Origin of the sequence: Pseudomonas sp. LABIM340 (genome assembly GCF_040017195.2) — a bacterium.
Taxonomy (GTDB): domain Bacteria; phylum Pseudomonadota; class Gammaproteobacteria; order Pseudomonadales; family Pseudomonadaceae; genus Pseudomonas.
The window spans coordinates 137,394-154,449 of sequence record NZ_CM200227.1 but is presented as its reverse complement, the minus strand read 5'-3'; the positions used below and the strand labels follow the sequence as shown (position 1 = coordinate 154,449).

Annotated in this window: 19 protein-coding genes; 16 read left to right on the top strand and 3 right to left on the bottom strand. The window is 66.0% G+C overall.

The genetic code is table 11. The annotated features are described in order from the left end of the window. Positions 1–34: 34 nt before the first annotated feature. The 8 genes from ABKS89_RS00755 (at position 35) to ABKS89_RS00720 (ending at position 9,267) form a co-directional block, all read left to right on the top strand. The gene (locus ABKS89_RS00755) at positions 35–1,507 is read left to right on the top strand and encodes a methyl-accepting chemotaxis protein (protein WP_518300980.1); all 1,473 of its coding nucleotides are present in this window, start codon (positions 35–37) and stop codon (positions 1,505–1,507) included. A gap of 171 nt (positions 1,508–1,678) precedes the next feature. Continuing rightward, the gene (locus tag ABKS89_RS00750) at positions 1,679–2,044 is read left to right on the top strand and encodes a response regulator (protein ID WP_045213473.1); all 366 of its coding nucleotides are present in this window, start codon (positions 1,679–1,681) and stop codon (positions 2,042–2,044) included. An 11-nt stretch (positions 2,045–2,055) separates the two neighbouring features. Continuing rightward, positions 2,056–3,954, top strand: a complete 1,899-nt coding sequence (locus ABKS89_RS00745; protein WP_348588698.1) for a chemotaxis protein CheA — start codon at positions 2,056–2,058, stop codon at positions 3,952–3,954. Beyond that, positions 3,941–4,426 (top strand): chemotaxis protein CheW, encoded by a 486-nt coding sequence (locus tag ABKS89_RS00740; protein WP_138213334.1) that lies wholly within the window; start codon positions 3,941–3,943, stop codon positions 4,424–4,426. Before ABKS89_RS00745 ends, ABKS89_RS00740 begins: the two co-directional genes overlap by 14 nt. Before the next feature lie 21 nt (positions 4,427–4,447). Beyond that, positions 4,448–6,475: a methyl-accepting chemotaxis protein gene (locus ABKS89_RS00735; RefSeq protein ID WP_138213335.1), complete on the top strand. Its 2,028-nt coding sequence runs from the start codon at positions 4,448–4,450 to the stop codon at positions 6,473–6,475. Positions 6,476–6,760: 285 nt separating this feature from the next. After that, positions 6,761–7,603 (top strand): CheR family methyltransferase, encoded by an 843-nt coding sequence (locus ABKS89_RS00730; protein WP_348588699.1) that lies wholly within the window; start codon positions 6,761–6,763, stop codon positions 7,601–7,603. Next, the gene (gene cheD / locus ABKS89_RS00725) at positions 7,603–8,196 is read left to right on the top strand and encodes a chemoreceptor glutamine deamidase CheD (RefSeq protein ID WP_348588700.1); all 594 of its coding nucleotides are present in this window, start codon (positions 7,603–7,605) and stop codon (positions 8,194–8,196) included. Before ABKS89_RS00730 ends, cheD begins: the two co-directional genes overlap by 1 nt. 15 nt (positions 8,197–8,211) lie before the next feature. Continuing rightward, positions 8,212–9,267 (top strand): protein-glutamate methylesterase/protein-glutamine glutaminase, encoded by a 1,056-nt coding sequence (locus tag ABKS89_RS00720; protein WP_348588701.1) that lies wholly within the window; start codon positions 8,212–8,214, stop codon positions 9,265–9,267. Between the two features lie 36 nt (positions 9,268–9,303). Here the strand turns inward: ABKS89_RS00720 and ABKS89_RS00715 are convergent, their stop codons facing one another. Further along, complete coding sequence (locus ABKS89_RS00715; RefSeq protein WP_171039366.1) at positions 9,304–9,507, bottom strand: hypothetical protein; 204 nt, start codon at positions 9,505–9,507, stop codon at positions 9,304–9,306. Here ABKS89_RS00715 and siaA point away from each other — a divergent pair. The 8 genes from siaA to ABKS89_RS00675 all read left to right on the top strand — a co-directional run bounded on the left by siaA (position 9,458) and on the right by ABKS89_RS00675 (position 16,377). Further along, positions 9,458–11,446 (top strand): biofilm regulation protein phosphatase SiaA, encoded by a 1,989-nt coding sequence (gene siaA, locus ABKS89_RS00710; RefSeq protein WP_138213339.1) that lies wholly within the window; start codon positions 9,458–9,460, stop codon positions 11,444–11,446. The genes ABKS89_RS00715 and siaA overlap by 50 nt on opposite strands. Positions 11,447–11,456: 10 nt before the next feature. After that, positions 11,457–11,999: a biofilm regulation protein kinase SiaB gene (gene siaB / locus ABKS89_RS00705; RefSeq protein WP_348588702.1), complete on the top strand. Its 543-nt coding sequence runs from the start codon at positions 11,457–11,459 to the stop codon at positions 11,997–11,999. Positions 12,000–12,024: 25 nt separating this feature from the next. Continuing rightward, positions 12,025–12,405, top strand: coding sequence for a biofilm regulation phosphoprotein SiaC (gene siaC, locus ABKS89_RS00700; protein ID WP_348588703.1), 381 nt, complete (start codon positions 12,025–12,027; stop codon positions 12,403–12,405). Between the two features lie 5 nt (positions 12,406–12,410). After that, on the top strand, positions 12,411–13,199 hold the full coding sequence (siaD, locus tag ABKS89_RS00695) for a biofilm regulation diguanylate cyclase SiaD (RefSeq protein ID WP_348588704.1): 789 nt from the start codon (positions 12,411–12,413) through the stop codon (positions 13,197–13,199). Between the two features lie 89 nt (positions 13,200–13,288). Further along, positions 13,289–14,095: an NYN domain-containing protein gene (locus tag ABKS89_RS00690; RefSeq protein WP_348588705.1), complete on the top strand. Its 807-nt coding sequence runs from the start codon at positions 13,289–13,291 to the stop codon at positions 14,093–14,095. 73 nt (positions 14,096–14,168) lie between these two features. After that, positions 14,169–14,483 (top strand): DUF2845 domain-containing protein, encoded by a 315-nt coding sequence (locus ABKS89_RS00685; RefSeq protein ID WP_138213343.1) that lies wholly within the window; start codon positions 14,169–14,171, stop codon positions 14,481–14,483. Positions 14,484–14,588: 105 nt separating this feature from the next. Beyond that, positions 14,589–15,014: a GNAT family N-acetyltransferase gene (locus ABKS89_RS00680; RefSeq protein ID WP_348588706.1), complete on the top strand. Its 426-nt coding sequence runs from the start codon at positions 14,589–14,591 to the stop codon at positions 15,012–15,014. A 910-nt stretch (positions 15,015–15,924) separates the two neighbouring features. Continuing rightward, complete coding sequence (locus ABKS89_RS00675) at positions 15,925–16,377, top strand: BRO-N domain-containing protein (protein WP_348588707.1); 453 nt, start codon at positions 15,925–15,927, stop codon at positions 16,375–16,377. A gap of 31 nt (positions 16,378–16,408) precedes the next feature. Here ABKS89_RS00675 and ABKS89_RS00670 read toward each other — a convergent pair whose 3' ends face one another. Next, positions 16,409–16,717 carry a Txe/YoeB family addiction module toxin gene (locus ABKS89_RS00670; RefSeq protein WP_171039378.1) on the bottom strand — a complete coding sequence of 103 codons (309 nt, stop codon included), beginning with the start codon at positions 16,715–16,717 and terminating at the stop codon, positions 16,409–16,411. Then, positions 16,692–16,964 carry a type II toxin-antitoxin system Phd/YefM family antitoxin gene (locus ABKS89_RS00665; RefSeq protein WP_138213346.1) on the bottom strand — a complete coding sequence of 91 codons (273 nt, stop codon included), beginning with the start codon at positions 16,962–16,964 and terminating at the stop codon, positions 16,692–16,694. The genes ABKS89_RS00670 and ABKS89_RS00665 overlap by 26 nt, the downstream gene beginning before the upstream one ends. Positions 16,965–17,056: the final 92 nt, after the last annotated feature.

The window sequence follows — 17,056 nt, the reverse complement described above, 5'->3', positions numbered from 1 at the left end:
CACCTTCCGCTCTCCCCCAGCAGACTGGCTCCGGATGCCATTCCGGCGGGCACGTTTTGCCATCGAAAAATCGCTACAACCCGCGTCACACAAGGCCTGCGCCCTACCGCCCGTCGCCCGCCAGACAGTCATGACGAACAGTCATTCCAGCAAAAACCCGTCTAAATCAAGGCTCGCTGTTGGTTGGCAGGAAAATGCCGTCAATTTGACATCACCGAGCCGCCCTCTAGTTTTAAATCGCTGGGCCGAATTCCTGCTCAAGACGTTGTCAGCAGCCGTTTGGCCCGGTTACCGGCGCCCGGCAATGGAGTGCACTTCAATGCGCGATTCACAGTTGAACCCCCAGGCGGTTCAAGAAGCCGGCCAGGATTGGCCGCGGCGCCTCATCATCCAGACCCTGCCGTGGGCGGTCGTGGCCGTGCTCTGCGCGGTCGGCGTGCCGTTCTGGTGGATGCTGCCGGTGGGCTGGCTCTCCAGCCTGGTGCTGTGCAGCCTGCTGGGCGGCGCCAGCAAGGCCGCCATCGATGCGCAGGCCGTCACCCTGCAGAACGACGAGCTGCCGCACTGGCGCCCGCTGCAGGAAGCCCTGGAAGGCCACCTCGCCTCGCTCAACGGCCACACCCACCAGATCGACAACCTCCTGCACCAGGCCATCCGCCAGCTCACCGACAGCTTCCACGCCCTCGCCGAGCGAATCGACACCCAGCGCGGCCTGTCCCACTCGCTGATCGAACGCTACGACGGGCGCGGCCACATGGACGGTGACATCGACTTCCAGCGCTTCATCCACGCCACCCAGGAAACCCTCGGGCTGTTCGTCGAAGCCACCCTGGAGACCAGCCGTACCTCGCAGCAACTGGTGGAACGCATGGACCGCGTGACGCACAAGATCGCCGAGATCCTGCAGTCCACCCAGGACATGGACGCCATCGCCAAGCAGACCAACCTGCTGGCCCTCAATGCCGCCATCGAGGCCGCCCGCGCCGGCGAGAGCGGCCGTGGATTCGCCGTGGTGGCCGACGAAGTGCGCGCGCTGTCGACCCGCTCCACGCATTTCTCCCAGGCCATTCGTGAGCACGTCGACGTGGTCTACCGCGAGATCAAGGACGCCGAAGGCGCCATCAGCCAGCTGGCCGACAAGGACATGACCTTCGCCCTGGATTCGCGCCAGAAGATCCAGCACATGCTCGACGAACTCGACGCGATGAACCAGCACACCGTGAAGGTGGTGCAGGAGCTGGACCGCATCTCCCTGGAAGTGGGCGACGGCGTCAACGCCGCGGTCACTGCCCTGCAGTTCCAGGACATGAGCAGCCAGCTGCTCGGCCAGGTCGGCAAGCACAGCGCCCGCATTGGCGCGCTCGCCGTCGGCCTGGGAACGCTGGATGGTCGTGAACCCGGCGAGTGGAGCGAACGCCTGCGCGGCGAAGTCGCCGAGCTCGGCCGCCCCCTGAGCAACCCGGTCGCCCAGACCAGCCTCAGCGCTGGCGAGGTGGAACTGTTCTGACCTGAAGGCAACGCAGGAGCCCCGACATGCTGCAGTCCGTCTTCGAATACCTGGCCAACCTCGCCCTGATCGGCTGAGCCCCCCACACCATTTTCCGCGCGCCGGGATGGCGCGAGCACTTGCGCGCCTGGCAACCAGCAAACGCATTGCAATCCGAGGAGAACCAACGCAATGGGAAAGCAGATTCTGATCGTCGATGACTCGGCCTCCATCCGGCAGATGCTGAGCTTCACGCTCAAGTCCGCCGGCTATGAGGTGGACGAGGCCGTGGACGGCAAGGACGGCCTGGGCAAGGCCCAGCGCAAAACCTACAACCTGGTCTTCACCGACCAGAACATGCCAAACATGGACGGCCTGACGCTGATCCGCAGCCTGCGCGACATGGCCGGCTACCGCGGCACGCCGATCCTGATGCTGACCACCGAATCCAGCGACGCCATGAAGCAGCAGGGCAAGAGCGCGGGCGCCACCGGTTGGCTGGTCAAGCCGTTCGACCCGCCGAAACTGCTCGAAGTCACCCGCAAGGTCCTGCCCTAGGGGTATCGCCGATGGCCACTGGAATGGAGCAGTTCCTCCAGGTGTTCTTCGAGGAAACCGACGAGCACCTGGCGACCCTCGAACTCCTGCTGATCGGGCTCGACCTCGATCAGCCGGACGCCGAGACGCTCAATGGCATTTTCCGCGCAGCCCACTCGATCAAGGGCTCCAGCGGCATGTTCGGTTTCGACGACCTGACTGCCGTGACCCACGAGCTGGAAACCCTGCTCGACCGCATCCGCTGCGGGCAGACCGCCCTGCACGTGGACATGATCGGCGTGTTCCTCGAAGCCCGCGACGTCCTGCAGCGCCTGCTCGACGCGCACCGCAGCCAGGTGCCCGACCCGGACGTCCCGGTGGCCGCCACCGTGGCACGCCTGCGCGCCTGGCTGGCGGAGTCTGTCGCAACGGCCGCCGATGACGGCTTCGGCCTGTTCGGCAACGCCCCCGCGGCGGCTGAAGACGGCGCCAGCGAAGACGATGCATTCGGTTTCTTCGACGATGCGCCCGGCACGCCTGAAACCGCTGCCAGCAGCGACGACGACTTCGGTTTCTTCGACGACGCACCCGGCGTGCCGGACGCCAAACCCGTCGAGCCCTACGGCATCTTCGACAAGGCACCCGGCGCCCCCACGGCCGCCGCAGTGGTTGCAACACCAAGCGAGCAGCCCAAGGCCGCGCCCGCCGTTGCTGCCAAGCCAGCTGCCCGCACCGACAGCGAGTCCAGCTCCATCCGCGTCAGCGTCGAGAAGATCGACAGCCTGATCAACCTGGTGGGCGAGCTGGTGATCACCCAGGCCATGCTCAGCCAGCTCAGCGAGGATCTCGACCCCACCCACTTCGAACGCCTGCAGCAGGCCCTGGCGCAACTGGAGCACAACACCCGCGACCTGCAGGAATCGGTGATGTCGATCCGCATGCTGCCGATCAGCTTCATCTTCAGCCGCTTCCCGCGCCTGGTGCACGACACCTCCGCGCGCCTGGGCAAGCAGGTCGAACTGATCCTCCAGGGCGAGCACACCGAGCTGGACAAGAGCGTCATCGAGAAGCTCAGCGACCCGCTCACCCACATCGTCCGCAACAGCATCGACCACGGCATCGAGACGCCCGCCGAACGCCTGGCCGCCGGCAAGCCGGCACAGGGTTCGGTGAAGCTCGCCGCCAGCCACCAGGGCGGCAGCGTGGTGGTGGAAATCTCCGATGACGGCCGTGGCCTGTCCCGCGAGCGCATCCTCGCCAAGGCGCGCGAAAAGGGCTTGGCCGTACACGACGGGATGACCGACGCGGACGTCTGGCAACTGATCTTCATGCCCGGCTTCTCCACCGCCGAAGCGGTCACCGAGCTGTCCGGCCGGGGCGTGGGCATGGACGTGGTGCGGCGCAACATCCAGGCCATGGGCGGGCGGATCGACATCGATTCCGCGCCGGGCATGGGCACCCGCATGTGCATCCGCCTGCCGCTGACCCTGGCCATCCTCGACGGCCTGATCGTCGCGGTGGAGAAGGTCAACTATGTGGTGCCGCTGACCTACATCGTCGAGTCCCTGCAGGCCCGCGCCGACGACGTGCGCGGCCTGGCCGGCGAGGAATCGACGGTGATCCGCGTGCGCGGCGAATACCTGCCGCTGTTCTCCCTCAACCAGCTGCTGCGCATCGGCGCGGCGCCGGTGCCGCCGGAGCAGGGGATCGTGGTGATCCTCGAATCCGAAGGCAAGAGCTTCGCCCTGCAGGTGGACGAGCTGGTCGGCCAGCAGCAGGTGGTGATCAAGAGCCTGGAACAGAACTTCCGCCGGATCGACGGGATCGCCGGCGCCACCATCATGGGCGACGGCAGCGTCGCCCTGATCCTCGATGTCGATGCCCTGCCGCGTCTGGCAGCACAAGGAGAATCCACCCATGAGCGCAGCTGAAGCCCACGCGGCGAGCAGCCCGGTGCAGGAGTACCTGACCTTCACCCTGGGCCGCGAGGAATACGCCATCGACATCCTGCGCGTGCAGGAAATCCGTGGTTACGACCAGGTCACAGCGATAGCCAACGCCCCCGCCTTCATCAAGGGCGTGATCAACCTGCGCGGGGCGATCGTTCCCATCGTCGACCTGCGCATCAAGTTCAACCTGGCCGACATCAGCTACGACCAGTTCACCGTGGTGATCATCCTCAACGTCGGCCGACGCATCGTCGGTGCGGTGGTGGATTCGGTCTCCGACGTGATCGCCCTGGCCGGCGAGGAGATCAAGCCGCGCCCCGAATTCGCCGCCAGCTTCGACACCGAGTACCTGCTGGGCCTGGCCACCGCCGGTGAGCGGATGCTCATCCTGGTGGACATCGAAAAACTCATGACCAGCCGTGAAATGGCGCTGGTCGACGAAACCGCCGCCTGATCGCGACCGAGGATAATCAACATGGGTCTGTTCAACGCACACGCCGTGGCGCAGCAACGCGCCGACCGCATCACCGCCCTCCTCCACAGCCTGGTGGACGGCAACCTCGACGTCGCCATCGGCGAAGCCCCGGCCGCCGGCTACGAGCGCCTCTACGACGGGCTGCGCAGCATCCAGCGCAACCTGCGCGAACAGCGCGCCGAGCAGGCCCAGGTGGAAGCCCTGGAGGCCGGCCTGGTGGAGATGACCCGCCAGCACGAGCTGGGCTGGATCGACGAGGTGATCCCGGTGGACAAGTTCGCCGGCCGCCCGGCGCGCATCGCCAAGGGCATCAATGACCTGGTCGCCGCGCACATCGCGGTGAAAATGCGCGTCGTCGCCACCGTCACCGCCTACGGCAAGGGCGACTACTCGGTGGACATGGACCGCCTGCCGGGCAAGAAGGCCATCATCACCGAGGCCATCGACGGCGTGCGCGACAGCCTCAAGGCCAACGCCGATGCCGCCGAGTACAACGCGCGGATCAAGAGCGCGCTGGATAACGTCTCGGCCAACGTGATGATCGCCAACAACGACCTCGAGATCATCTACATGAACCGCACGGTGACCGAGATGCTCGGCAACGCCGAGGCCGACATCCGCAAGCAGCTGCCGAACTTCAACGCCAGCCGCCTGATGGGTGCCAACATCGACATGTTCCACAAGAACCCGGCGCACCAGCGCGGCATGCTCGCGCACCTCACCGCGCGGCATAAGGCCGAACTGAACCTCGGAGGTCGGCGCTTCGCCCTGGACGTGGTGCCGGTATTCAACGATGCCGGCGAGCGCCTGGGCTCGGCCGTGCAGTGGACCGACCGCACCGAAGAATTCCGCGCCGAGCAGGAAGTCTCGCAACTGGTGGACGCCGCCGTCGCCGGCGACTTCACCAAACGCATCGAGGCCTCGAACAAGGAAGGCTTCTTCCTGAAGATCGCCACCGGCCTGAACAACCTGGTGGACACCGCCGACAAGGGCCTGCGCGACGTCACCCGCGTACTCGGCGCACTGGCCCAAGGCGACCTGACCCAGCGCATCGACGCCGACTACCAGGGCACCTTCGGCGAGCTCAAGGACTACGCCAACGAGACCGCACAGAGCCTGTCGCGCATGCTCGGGCAGATTCGCGAAGCGGCCGACACCATCCACACTGCCGCCAGCGAAATCGCCAGCGGCAACGCCGAGCTCTCCACCCGCACCGAGCAGCAGGCCTCCAGCCTGGAAGAAACCGCGTCGAGCATGGAAGAGCTGACCAGCACCGTGAAGCTCAACGCCGAGAACGCCCGCCAGGCCAACTCGCTGGCGGTGAACGCCTCCGAAGTCGCCACCGAAGGCGGCAGCGTGGTGCAGAAGGTGGTGGGCACCATGTCGGCCATCAACGACTCGGCTCGCAAGATCGCCGACATCATCGGGGTGATCGACGGCATTGCCTTCCAGACCAACATCCTCGCACTCAACGCCGCGGTTGAAGCGGCGCGCGCCGGCGAGCAGGGCCGCGGCTTCGCCGTGGTGGCCGGTGAGGTGCGCACCCTGGCGCAGCGCTCCGCCGCCGCCGCCAAGGAGATCAAGACGCTGATCAACGACTCGGTGGACAAGGTCGAGAGCGGCAACAGCCTGGTCGCCCAGGCCGGCCAGACCATGAGTGACATCGTGGTGGCGATCAAGCGCGTCACCGACATCATGGCCGAGATCGCCGCCGCTTCCGCCGAGCAGAGCAGCGGCATCGAGGAAGTGAACGGCGCCGTGTCGCAGATGGACGAGATGACCCAGCAGAACGCCGCGCTGGTGGAAGAAGCCGCCGCCTCGGCCGAGGCCCTGCAGGAGCAGGCCGGCATGCTCAACCAGCAGGTCGGGGTGTTCAAGCTCGAGTCCATCGCCGCCACCGTGGTGCCGCTGGCTTCCGCCCGCCCGGCCCGCGCCGAGCCGGCCGCGCACACCTCGCGCGCCGCCCGCGGCGTGGCCAAGGCAGCGGTACGCGCCAAGGGCAAAGAGGAAGACTGGGAAGAGTTCTGATCGGGCGGGGCTGAGGGATGGCGGCGGCCGGAGCAATGGGAGGGTCGGCCGCCGCGCGCGGACCAGGGATGGTCTGGGATGGGCTCTGAGCCATGCAAAGCCCCTCTCCCTAACCCTCTCCCTTCAGGGAGAGGGTTAGGGAGAGGGTAAAACCCCGCGCAGAAGGTTCCCGAACCACCCAATGATGTAGGGCGCATAACGCCACAGGCGTTATCCGCCAACGCGGCGGATAACCCGTGCCGGGTGATGCGCCCTACGCAACCTGCTCACCACCGAGACAACCCGATGTCGATCAACCTGCCCGCCCCCGAGCACGAATTCCACTACACCCGCCGGGACTTCCAGCAGGTGCGCGAGCGCCTCTACCGGCACGCCGGCATCAGCCTCTCGGAGAACAAGCAGCAGCTGGTCTACAGCCGCCTTTCGCGGCGCCTGCGCAGCCTGCGGCTGGGCAGCTTCGCCGAGTACTTCGCCTACCTGGAGAACCACGAGGAGGAGTGGCAGCAGTTCGTCAACGCGCTGACCACCAACCTCACCGCCTTCTTCCGCGAGAAGCATCACTTCGACCACCTCGGCCGCTTCGCCGCTGAGCAATTGCAGGAGCACCAGCCGCTGCGTTTCTGGTCCACGGCCTCGAGCACCGGCGAGGAGCCCTATTCCATGGCCATGACCCTGGTGGACGCACTGGGCAGCTTCGCCCCGCCCATCGAGCTGATCGCCTCGGACATCGACACCGGCGTGCTCGGCCAGGCGCGCCAGGGCATCTACCCGCTGGAGCGCCTCGAGGCGCTGAGCCCCGCGCAGAAGAAGCGCTTCTTCCTCCGCGGCACCGGCGGCAACGCCGGCAAGGCGCGGGTGGTGCGCGAGCTGCGGCAGATGATCGACTACCGGCAGATCAACCTGCTCGACCGCGACTGGGGCATTGCCGGCGGCCTGGACGCAATCTTCTGCCGCAACGTGATGATCTATTTCGACAAGCCGACCCAGACCCGCCTGCTCGAACGCATGGTGCGCCTGCTGCGGCCCGGCGGGCTGTTCTTCGCCGGGCACTCGGAAAACTTCGTCCACGCCAGCCACCTGGTGCGCTCGGTGGGACGCACCACCTACCAGGCGGTAGGGAGCCAGTGATGGGCGCAGCCCTGGACCAGCCCAATCGCTACTACGATCCGCGCTTCGGCATGGAGGCGGTGAAGCTGCTGCCCGGCGAGTGCTACGTCACCGCCGAACCGGTGATGCTGGTCACGGTGCTCGGCTCCTGCGTTTCCGTCTGCCTGCGCGACCGCAGCAGCGGGCTGGGCGGCATGAACCACTTCATGCTGCCCGGCGACACCGGCGTACACGGCCTGATGTCCAATTCCGGGCGCTACGGCGTACACGCCATGGACCTGCTGATCAACGGCCTGATGCGCCGCGGGGGCCAGCGCCGGTACTTCGAGGCCAAGGTGTTCGGCGGCGGCTCCGTGCTGAAGAACCTCAGCGCCGACGTCGGCCAGCGCAACGTCGAGTTCGTCCTGCAGTACCTGGAGGACGAGGGCATCCCGCTGGCCGCCCAGGACCTGCTCGACGTGCACCCGCGCAAGGTCTATTTCTTCCCCGGCAGCGGCCGGGTGCTGGTGCGCAAGCTGCGCACCCTGGCCAACGACACGGTGCTGCAGCGCGAGCGGCAGTACTGCCAGCAACTGTCCCGTCGGGAGCGCGGCGGGAGCATCGACCTGTTCTGAAAGGAGGGACGCCCGATGGCCGTCAAAGTCCTGATCGTCGACGACTCGGCGCTGATTCGCAGCCTGCTCAAGGACATCATCCACAACGACCCGGAGCTGCAGCTGGTGGGCGCGGCGCCCGACGCCTTCGTCGCCCGCGACCTGATCAAGCAGCACTCGCCGGACGTCATCACCCTCGACGTGGAAATGCCGCGCATGGACGGCCTGACCTTCCTCGACAAGCTGATGAAGGGCCGGCCGACCCCGGTGCTGATGATCTCTTCGCTCACCGAGAAGGGCTCCGAAGCGACCCTGCGCGCGCTGGAACTGGGCGCCATCGACTTCATCGCCAAGCCGCGCCTGGGCATCGCCGAGGGCATGCAGGCCTACGCCGAGGAAATCTGCGCCAAGCTCAAGGCCGCCGCCCGCGCGCGCCTGCCCCGCGCTCGTCCCGTCGCATCGTCCGACGCACCGGCAATGAGCAGCGCGCCGCTGCTGAGTACCGAGAAGATCTTCGCCATCGGCGCCTCCACCGGCGGTACCGAGGCGATCAAGGAAGTCCTGCTGGGCCTGCCGCCGGACTGCCCCGGCACCGTGGTCACGCTGCACATGCCGCCGGGTTTCACCAAGTCCTACGCTGACAGACTGGACCGTCAGACGCGCCTGTCAGTACGAGAAGCCCGCGACGGCGACCGCATCCTCCCCGGCCACGTGCTGCTCGCCCCCGGCGACTTCCATATGGAGGTGCAGCGCAGCGGCGCCAACTACGTCGTGCGCCTGCACCGCGAGGCTGCGGTGAATGGCCACAGGCCGGCCGTGGACGTGATGTTCAACTCCCTCGCCCGCTGCGCCGGGCGCAACCTCATCGCCGCCCTGCTCACCGGCATGGGCAAGGATGGGGCCCGCGGCTTGCAGGCGATCCGTCAGGCCGGCGGCCACACCGTCGCCCAGGACGAGGCCACCTGCGTGGTCTACGGCATGCCGCGCGAGGCAGTAGAGCTGGGCGCGGCAAAGGAAGTCCTGCCGCTGGAGCGCATAGCAGGCTCGCTCCTACAGCAGGCGCGCCAGAGCGGAAGTGGGAACCGCGTCTAGTTCTGCGGGAATCATCCCGCACCGCCGAGCGGCTTTTCACACAGGGTCTAGACTCAGGCCAATTGACCGGCGCCAATAATATGGCGATTCGATATCAATTTGGTTTGATTGTGCCCGTATACAAAATGCACAATTGAGCTTTCGCCAAAAGACCGGCACACGGCGGGCGACACGGGGAAACAAGATAGCCATGGCGGCAAGATGGGGGTTGCGCGGCAAATCGGTGATGGCATTGCTCATCGCCTGTCTCCTGGCGCTGGTACCGGCAGTCATGCTGGGCTGGAAAGCCATGGAGGACATCCGCACGCATTTCGGCCTCGCCTTCGCGAGAAACTTCACGCTGCTCAACCAGCAGAAGATCATCGCGCCGGTGATCCGCGAGCTGGCGCTCTCGCGGCGCCTGGCCGAGTCCGTGGTGACGCAGGACTGGCTGCTGTCAGAGAACGACCCGGCGCGCCGGGCACTGTTCTTCCGCGAAGCCGAGGGCTTCCGCGCGGACCAGCACAACTACTCCTACTTCGTCGTGGTGGACTCCTCGCGCCACTACTACTTCAACGACTCCAGCTCACCGCTGTCCAACTCCCCGCGCTACACCCTGAGCCGGGACGACCCCAAGGATTCCTGGTACTTCGACACCCTCGCGCGCGACGAGCTGTACAACATCAACGTCGACTACAACGAGAAGCTCAAGGTCACCAAGGTCTGGTTCAACATGGTGGTGCGCGCCGGCAACGAGAAAGTCGGCCTGGCCGGCGGCGGCCTCGACCTCACCGAGTTCCTCGACCAGTTCATCTCGCGCCGCGAGGCCGGGGTGACGCCGATGATCGTCGACCCCGAGGGCGCCATCCAGGCGCACCCGGACACCCGCCTGATCGCCTACAACTCCGGCTCCAGCGGCCAGGCCAAGCACCACGTCTACGACCTGCTGGCCAATGACCAGGAACGCACCGCGCTGCGCCAGACCCTGCGCCAGGCGGAGACCAACCCCGGTGAAGTGGAAACCATGTGGGGCACCATCGACGGCAAGGAACAGCTGATCGCCACCGCCTACATCCCGCAGTTGCGCTGGCACGTGCTCAGCGCCATCGACCTGCACGCCGCGCAGGTACTCGACAGCCGCTGGATCTGGCCGCTGGTGGGCACCCTCGCCGGGCTGCTGGCGATCCTCCTGATCGGCTTCGCCTACACCGTCGACCTGCTGGTGCTGCGCCCCTTGCGCGGCCTCAAGCAATCGGCCAAGGCGATCGCCGCCGGGCAATATGACAGCCCGCTGCCGCGTACCCGTCCGGACGAGATCGGTGAGCTGTCCAGCGCCTTCGCCAGCATGGCCGACCAGGTCCGCCGGCACACCGAGGAGCTGGAGGACAAGGTCCAGCAGCGCACCCAGGCCCTCGAAGCGGCCAACCGCGAGATGGCCGCCGCGCAGAAGAAGATCGGCGACTCCATCGACTACGCCAGCCTGATCCAGCGCGCCATCCTCCCCGACCGCCAGCTGCAGGCGTCCCTGGGCGAGCACCATTTCGTCCTGTGGAAACCCCGCGACGTGGTCGGCGGCGACTTCTACATCTACCGCGAAGGCCCGCAGGACAGCCTGATCGGCGTGGTCGACTGCGCCGGCCACGGCGTGCCCGGCGCACTGATGACCATGCTCGCCCTGGCGGCCATCGACCACGCCATCGACAGCGTGAAGAGCCACGACCCGGCGGCCATCCTGCACGAGACCGACCACGTGATGCGCGGCATGCTCGGCCAGGAAGAGTTCACCCACTCGCTGGCCACCAACATGGACGCCGGCCTGGTGCGCGTCGACCATCAGCGCAAGCTGCTGCACTTCTCCGGCGCGAAGATTTCCCTGTTCGCCAGCGACGGCAGCGAAGTGCGCGAATACAAGGGCGCGCGCCGCGCCATCGGCGACAAGCGCCAGGGCGACTATCAGGACGTGGAAATCCCGATGGAAACCGGCTGGACCTACTACCTGTGCACCGACGGCTTCCTCGACCAGGCCGGCGGCGAGCACGGCTTCGGCTTCGGCAACAGCCGCTTCGCCGACCTGCTGCGCAACCATGCGCGCCGACCGTTGGCCGAGCAGGCCGACGTGTTCGCCGCTACCCTCGCCCACTACCAGGGCGAGCAGCCGCAGCGCGACGACATCACCATTCTCTCTTTCCGCTTCGACTAGGGGTTAATCCATGGAATCGCTAGATCTGTTGGCCATGCGCGAGAGCTTCACCCGGCAACGCATATTGCTCTGCTTCAACGGGCCCATCTCGCGCAGCCTGATCGAGGAAATCGGCCACGCGCTGCGCAACTACCTGCAGGCCGAGCAGGCGCACCCCAGCGAAGCGATGGACGTGTTCGCCGTCTACATCGAGATGACCCAGAACATCCGCCACTACGCCACCCAGCGCGGCTACAACGAGCAGGAAGCCTCGGCCACCGTGGCGATTGCCCGCGATGACGAAGGCCACTACGTGGTCTCTGCCGGCAACCTGGTGGAACTGGCCGACGGCCAGGGCCTGGTGCGCAGCATCGAAGGCATCGCCGGGCTCGACAAGGTCCAGCTCAAGGCGGCCTACAAGGAACAGCTGCGCCGCCCGCGCGACGCCGAAGCCCCCACCGGAGCAGGACTTGGCCTGCTGGACATCGCCCGCAAGTCCAGCGCGCCGCTCAAGACCTCCCTCACCGAACAACCCGACGGCCGCGCCTTCTTCAGCCTGCGCGCCGTGATCTGAACCGCGAAATTCAGGAAGACCCGACATGAGCGATCTCAACGTCACCGGAACCCAATCCACCCCGCAGATCCACGGCGACTGGCAGGCCGGCATCCTCGCGATGCAGGGCGACTCCTACCCGGAGAATTCCTTTGAACTGTTCGGCCAGGTCATCGAGTGGGTCGAACGCTTCCTCACCCAGGAACAGCGCCCGCTGGAGCTCGACCTGCGCCTGCTGTACCTCAACACCAGCTCGATCAAGGCCATGATGGACATCTTCGACCTGCTCGAGGAAGCCCACGGCCAGGGCCGCACCACCCGAGTGGCGTGGCACTACGACCGACGCAACGAGCGCGTCGCCGAACTGGCCGAGGAGTTCCGCGAGGACTGTACCTTCCCGTTCGTCATCCAAGCCTACGACGAGTAAGAGCCATGACTAGCGAGCGCGAGCTGGACCTGCTGATCGAAGAGCTGCTGGCCGCCCCCCAGTACGAAGGGCACCCCCTGCGCGAGGCCCTGTACCAGAAGCACCAGCAATCCCTCGACCAGCTCGCGCGCCTGGAGCGCATCGCGCGGATTTCCGACGGTTTCCAGTCCATGGCCCGGCAGCAGAACAGCACGCTGTCCGAGCGCTACCACAAGCAGCTGCGCCAGCTGGAAAAGGTCGCGCGCATCTCCGACCGCTACCAGGACATGATGCGCGACCTGAACATCGCGCTGAAGGAAGCCTCGACCCACGACACCCTCACCGGCATCGCCAACCGCCGCCTGCTGATGGAGCGCCTGCGCGAGGAAAGCGAACGCGCCCAGCGCCACGGCGAGTCCTACGTGCTGGCCATGCTCGACGTCGACCGCTTCAAGCAGGTCAACGACACCTGGGGCCACGAAGTGGGCGACCGCGTGCTGGTGGAAATCGGCCGCGCCATGGAATCCGCCCTGCGCCAGTACGACCTCTGCGGCCGCTGGGGTGGCGAGGAATTCCTGCTGATCCTCCCTGACACCCGCCTGGCTGACGCCGCCGCCATCATCGAGCGCGTGCGCAACGACATCCGCTGTCTGGCCGTGCGCGTGGGCACCAACGCCCTGTCCGTCACCGCCAGCTTCGGCGTCGCCGAGCACCATCCGGGCGAAAGCTACTCCCAGACCCTCAGCCGCGCCGACGCCGCCCTGCTGGACGCCAAGCGCAGCGGGCGGGACAAGTGCGAGTTCGCTCAGGCCTGAGCCGTCGCGGGGCCACCGCGACATCCCCACGGCTGGCATCCCGCGATGAAGCCGATTAAGGTCCATGGACCGCATGGAAAGGATGCAGCATGGCCAACAAGTCTCCCTCCCCTCGCCAGCAGACCCATCTCGCCGTCCTGATCGACGCCGACAATGCCCCCGCCGCCATCGTCGAAGGGCTGTTCGAGGAGATCGCCAAGTACGGCGTCGCCAGCGTGAAGCGCATCTATGGCGACTGGACCAAGCCCAACCTGGGCAAGTGGAAGCAGGTGCTGCTGGACCACTCCATCCAGCCCATGCAGCAGTTCGCCTACACCAGCGGCAAGAACGCCACCGACAGCGCGCTGATCATCGACGCCATGGACCTGCTCTACACCCGTCGCTTCGACGGCTTCTGCCTGGTTTCCAGCGACAGCGACTTCACCCGGCTGGCCGCACGCCTGCGCGAAGAGGGCCTGACCGTCTACGGCTTCGGCGAGGAAAAGACGCCCAGGCCCTTCGTCTCCGCCTGCGACAAGTTCATCTACACCGAGATCCTCCGCGCAGCGCCCGAACCCGCAGCGGAGCCCACGCCGACCGCTGACAAGGCTGCCGCCCCGAGCACCGCCGAAGCGCCCAGGCCCGCCAGCAAACCCAAGTCGCAGAAGGTGCCGCTGGACTTCATCGCCAAGGTGCTCGACGACATCGACGGCGACGACGATGACTGGGTGCAACTGGGAGCCCTGGGACAGAACATCAGCAAGCTGCAGCCGGCTTTCGATCCGCGCCTGTACGGCTTCAAGAAGCTGAGCGACCTGATCAAGGGCCACCCCAAGCGCTTCGAATTGCAGGCGCGGGGCATCGGCAATACTGGCGGGAAGGACTTGTACGTGCGCAATGCCGGCCCGGTGCGTTGAGCCTGCGTCAGCTCAATGCAGCGTCACTTTCCGGTCGTTAGGGTGGGCCTTGAACCTGCAACGGAGTCGCCCCATGCGCCCCTGGCTGATAGCCCTGCTCCTCACCCTGGCCGCCGGTACCGCCCACGCCGGCACCCTGCGCTGCGGCACCAGCCTGATCAACGAAGGCGACCCGATGGACGAAGTGCTCGCCAAGTGCGGGCAGCCGGACAAGCGTGTCGTCACACCGCCCACAAAGCCAAGGCGCGGACCGGACGGCAAATTCATCCCCGGACAGCCGCAGCTGGAAACCTGGATGTACGGCCCGAACAACGGTGCCTATCGCTACCTTTTCTTCCGCGACACGCAGCTGCAATTGATCAACACCACGCGCAAGGAACTGCTCTGAGCGTGCAGCACTATCCGTCCCTGCACGCCCGCCGCTACCAAAGGTGCCTACCCATCGTGGCAGCATCTCCCTAGACTGGTCGCCTTCGCCAATCCGGAGGGCACCATGCAAACCCCATTCGATTTCACCCTCGGCATCGACCCGCAAGCCCGCGACGTCGTGGTCAAGGGCCTGCTTGCCTACAACCTGGGGCAGATGGGCCGCAGCAACACCTACGACGACTTCGAACTCTACGCCCGCAGCGAAGACGGCGAAGTGGTCGGCGGCATGTTCGGCCAGTCCGGCATGGGCTGGCTCTACATCGACTACCTCTGGCTGCAGGACGACCAGCGCGGCAGCGGCCTGGGCAGCCAGCTCATCGCCCTGGCCGAAGACGAAGCCCGCCGCCGCGGCTGCGTCGGCCTGTTCCTCTACACCTACAGCTTCCAGGCCCCCGGCTTCTACGAGAAGCAGGGCTTCGAGCGCATGGGCGTCCTCGAAGACTGCCCGCCGGGGCATCAGCGGATCTACCTGAAGAAGCAGCTGGGCTGATCCTCGCGCCTGCTCCCACCGCCGGCCCTGCCGGCGGATCGCGGGCATGGCCCGCTCCTACACGAGCCGCGTCATTCTCCTGTAAGAACGGGCCCCCCCCGCGACAGCCTCGCACCGCCCCCACCACGGACAACCGGCTTCGGCTCTGAAAGACTTCCAGAGAAACACCAGCGCACTCCGAATCGCCCCGTTCAGGAGGCCTCGTTGAATTGGAGTTTCAGGGGTTGAGCGACATGGATGTCGCGAGAGCGCTGTCGGGCCAGGGATGGCCCGTCAGCGCGTGCCCCTGAAACTCCGATTCAACGAGGGAATTTTTCGCCCCAAGCGAAAAACCGGATGTCCGGGGCAAGACCTTTGCCTTCTTTGGGGCGTTTGCCAAAGAAGGTCGCCCGAGGGGGCGAAACAAGGATTCCGCGCGCACGCCGAAGCGGCGCGTAACACCCAACCTGAAAGCATCGCGGACAAACTCCGCTCCGACGTATACCGAAACACCGGAGCTGACCTGTAGGAGCGCGCCATGCGCGCGATCGCGGGCATGGCCCGCTCCTACAAGGGGATGCCTGCGCAGGGCGGTTCGCGAGCAAGCTCGCTCCTACAGGCAAGCCGGAAACGGCTGCTTGTTGGGTATCCCTGGCATTCCTATTCTCGCCCAGTCACATCCGTGACCTGGGTTTGGCGACCCAAGTGCAACAGGCGCGATAGCGCCCACAGGTGCTTACGAAAACAGCGAATGTTTTTGTAGGCCCCCGCGCACCCTGCAGAAATTTCTGCAACGCTTATGGCGGATCGCGCGGGGAGACCTCTGTGTCTGCCGGGTTTCCTGTTGACCGGTTCGCCAACCCCGCGTGATCTGCCTCCCTTTGTTTGGCGACACAGGTGGCGGCTACTTCAATCAATGGGAGTTCCACTTATGCACAACACCTACACCCCAACCTTCTTCACCCGCTACAACCGCCCACTGCGCGGCGTCCTGATCGACAACCAACCCTGGTTCGCCGCCCGCGACATCGCCCGCCTCGTCGCCTACCGCTTCCCCCACAGCATCCACCACCGCTTCTACCCCCACGAAATCCGCACCGTCCGCCTCGCCTACAGCACCGGCAGCGACGAAGAAACCGTGATGCTCAGCGAAGCCGCCCTCTACAAGGCCCTGCTGCGCTTCGGCCACCCCGAACTCGAAGCCCTCGACCGCTGGCTCACCCAGGACGTCCTCCCCACCCTGCGTGACCAGCACACCGCGGCATCCGAAACACCCCGCCGCGTCCTTCTCACCTGGGACGCCCGCCGCCTGATGCTGCTGAACTGGCAAGGCGACCTGTGGATACGCTGGGAAGAAGTTCCTCAGTTGGCCTGGCGTGACTAGCCGGAAAAGAAGAAGGGCCGCATCAGCGGCCCTATTTGTCGTAGTGGTATCGGCACTGCAGGATCGTCAGCACCTCGCCCTCGAAGAAGTAGATCAGGCGGTGCTCACGGGTGATGCGGCGCGACCAGAACCCGGACAGATCGCCCTTCAACGGCTCAGGCCGGCCCGTACCTTTGTGCGGCGTACGCCGGCACTCCTCGATCAGCTCGTTGATGACGCGGAAGACATCCGCATCACCCTGCTCCCAGAACTGATAGTCCTCCCAGCCATGGCTGGTGAAGGCAACACTGATGGAGCCTCGGGCGGTCGACTTGTTACGGCTTTTCGACTTCACGTTCAACGGTCAGCTCCTTGACCTGAGCCTTGCCTGCGCGCACCTCGTCGAGGGATTCGCGCAGCCGCTTGGCGTTGGCAGTGGAACTCAGCAGGTAGAGGGTCTCCTGCATGCCGTTGTAGTCCTCCAGGGAAATCATCACCACCGGCTCGCCGCGCTGGCGGGTGATGACCGCCGGTTCGTGATCGCGGCACACATCGTCCATGGTCTGCTTCAGATCGGCGCGGGCCTGGGTGAAGGTGAGTACTTGCATGAAAGGTCATCCTTGCCGCCGATGGCGAACAGTGGCGTGCGAGGAAACATTGTACCTAACTACGTACCATCTTTTCAGCGCCACTGATCCAC

Coding starts and splice junctions, on each gene's coding strand:
- ABKS89_RS00665 (WP_138213346.1), bottom strand. CDS start 16,964: ATGCAAGTACTCACCTTCACCCAGGCCCGCGCCGATCTGAAGCAGACC.
- ABKS89_RS00690 (WP_348588705.1), top strand. CDS start 13,289: ATGGCCAACAAGTCTCCCTCCCCTCGCCAGCAGACCCATCTCGCCGTC.
- ABKS89_RS00715 (WP_171039366.1), bottom strand. CDS start 9,507: ATGAGCAATGCCATCACCGATTTGCCGCGCAACCCCCATCTTGCCGCC.
- siaC (WP_348588703.1), top strand. CDS start 12,025: ATGAGCGATCTCAACGTCACCGGAACCCAATCCACCCCGCAGATCCAC.
- ABKS89_RS00680 (WP_348588706.1), top strand. CDS start 14,589: ATGCAAACCCCATTCGATTTCACCCTCGGCATCGACCCGCAAGCCCGC.
- ABKS89_RS00735 (WP_138213335.1), top strand. CDS start 4,448: ATGGGTCTGTTCAACGCACACGCCGTGGCGCAGCAACGCGCCGACCGC.
- ABKS89_RS00730 (WP_348588699.1), top strand. CDS start 6,761: ATGTCGATCAACCTGCCCGCCCCCGAGCACGAATTCCACTACACCCGC.
- ABKS89_RS00685 (WP_138213343.1), top strand. CDS start 14,169: ATGCGCCCCTGGCTGATAGCCCTGCTCCTCACCCTGGCCGCCGGTACC.
- ABKS89_RS00750 (WP_045213473.1), top strand. CDS start 1,679: ATGGGAAAGCAGATTCTGATCGTCGATGACTCGGCCTCCATCCGGCAG.
- siaD (WP_348588704.1), top strand. CDS start 12,411: ATGACTAGCGAGCGCGAGCTGGACCTGCTGATCGAAGAGCTGCTGGCC.
- siaB (WP_348588702.1), top strand. CDS start 11,457: ATGGAATCGCTAGATCTGTTGGCCATGCGCGAGAGCTTCACCCGGCAA.
- ABKS89_RS00720 (WP_348588701.1), top strand. CDS start 8,212: ATGGCCGTCAAAGTCCTGATCGTCGACGACTCGGCGCTGATTCGCAGC.
- ABKS89_RS00755 (WP_518300980.1), top strand. CDS start 35: ATGCCATTCCGGCGGGCACGTTTTGCCATCGAAAAATCGCTACAACCC.
- ABKS89_RS00745 (WP_348588698.1), top strand. CDS start 2,056: ATGGCCACTGGAATGGAGCAGTTCCTCCAGGTGTTCTTCGAGGAAACC.
- siaA (WP_138213339.1), top strand. CDS start 9,458: ATGGCGGCAAGATGGGGGTTGCGCGGCAAATCGGTGATGGCATTGCTC.
- cheD (WP_348588700.1), top strand. CDS start 7,603: ATGGGCGCAGCCCTGGACCAGCCCAATCGCTACTACGATCCGCGCTTC.
- ABKS89_RS00740 (WP_138213334.1), top strand. CDS start 3,941: ATGAGCGCAGCTGAAGCCCACGCGGCGAGCAGCCCGGTGCAGGAGTAC.
- ABKS89_RS00675 (WP_348588707.1), top strand. CDS start 15,925: ATGCACAACACCTACACCCCAACCTTCTTCACCCGCTACAACCGCCCA.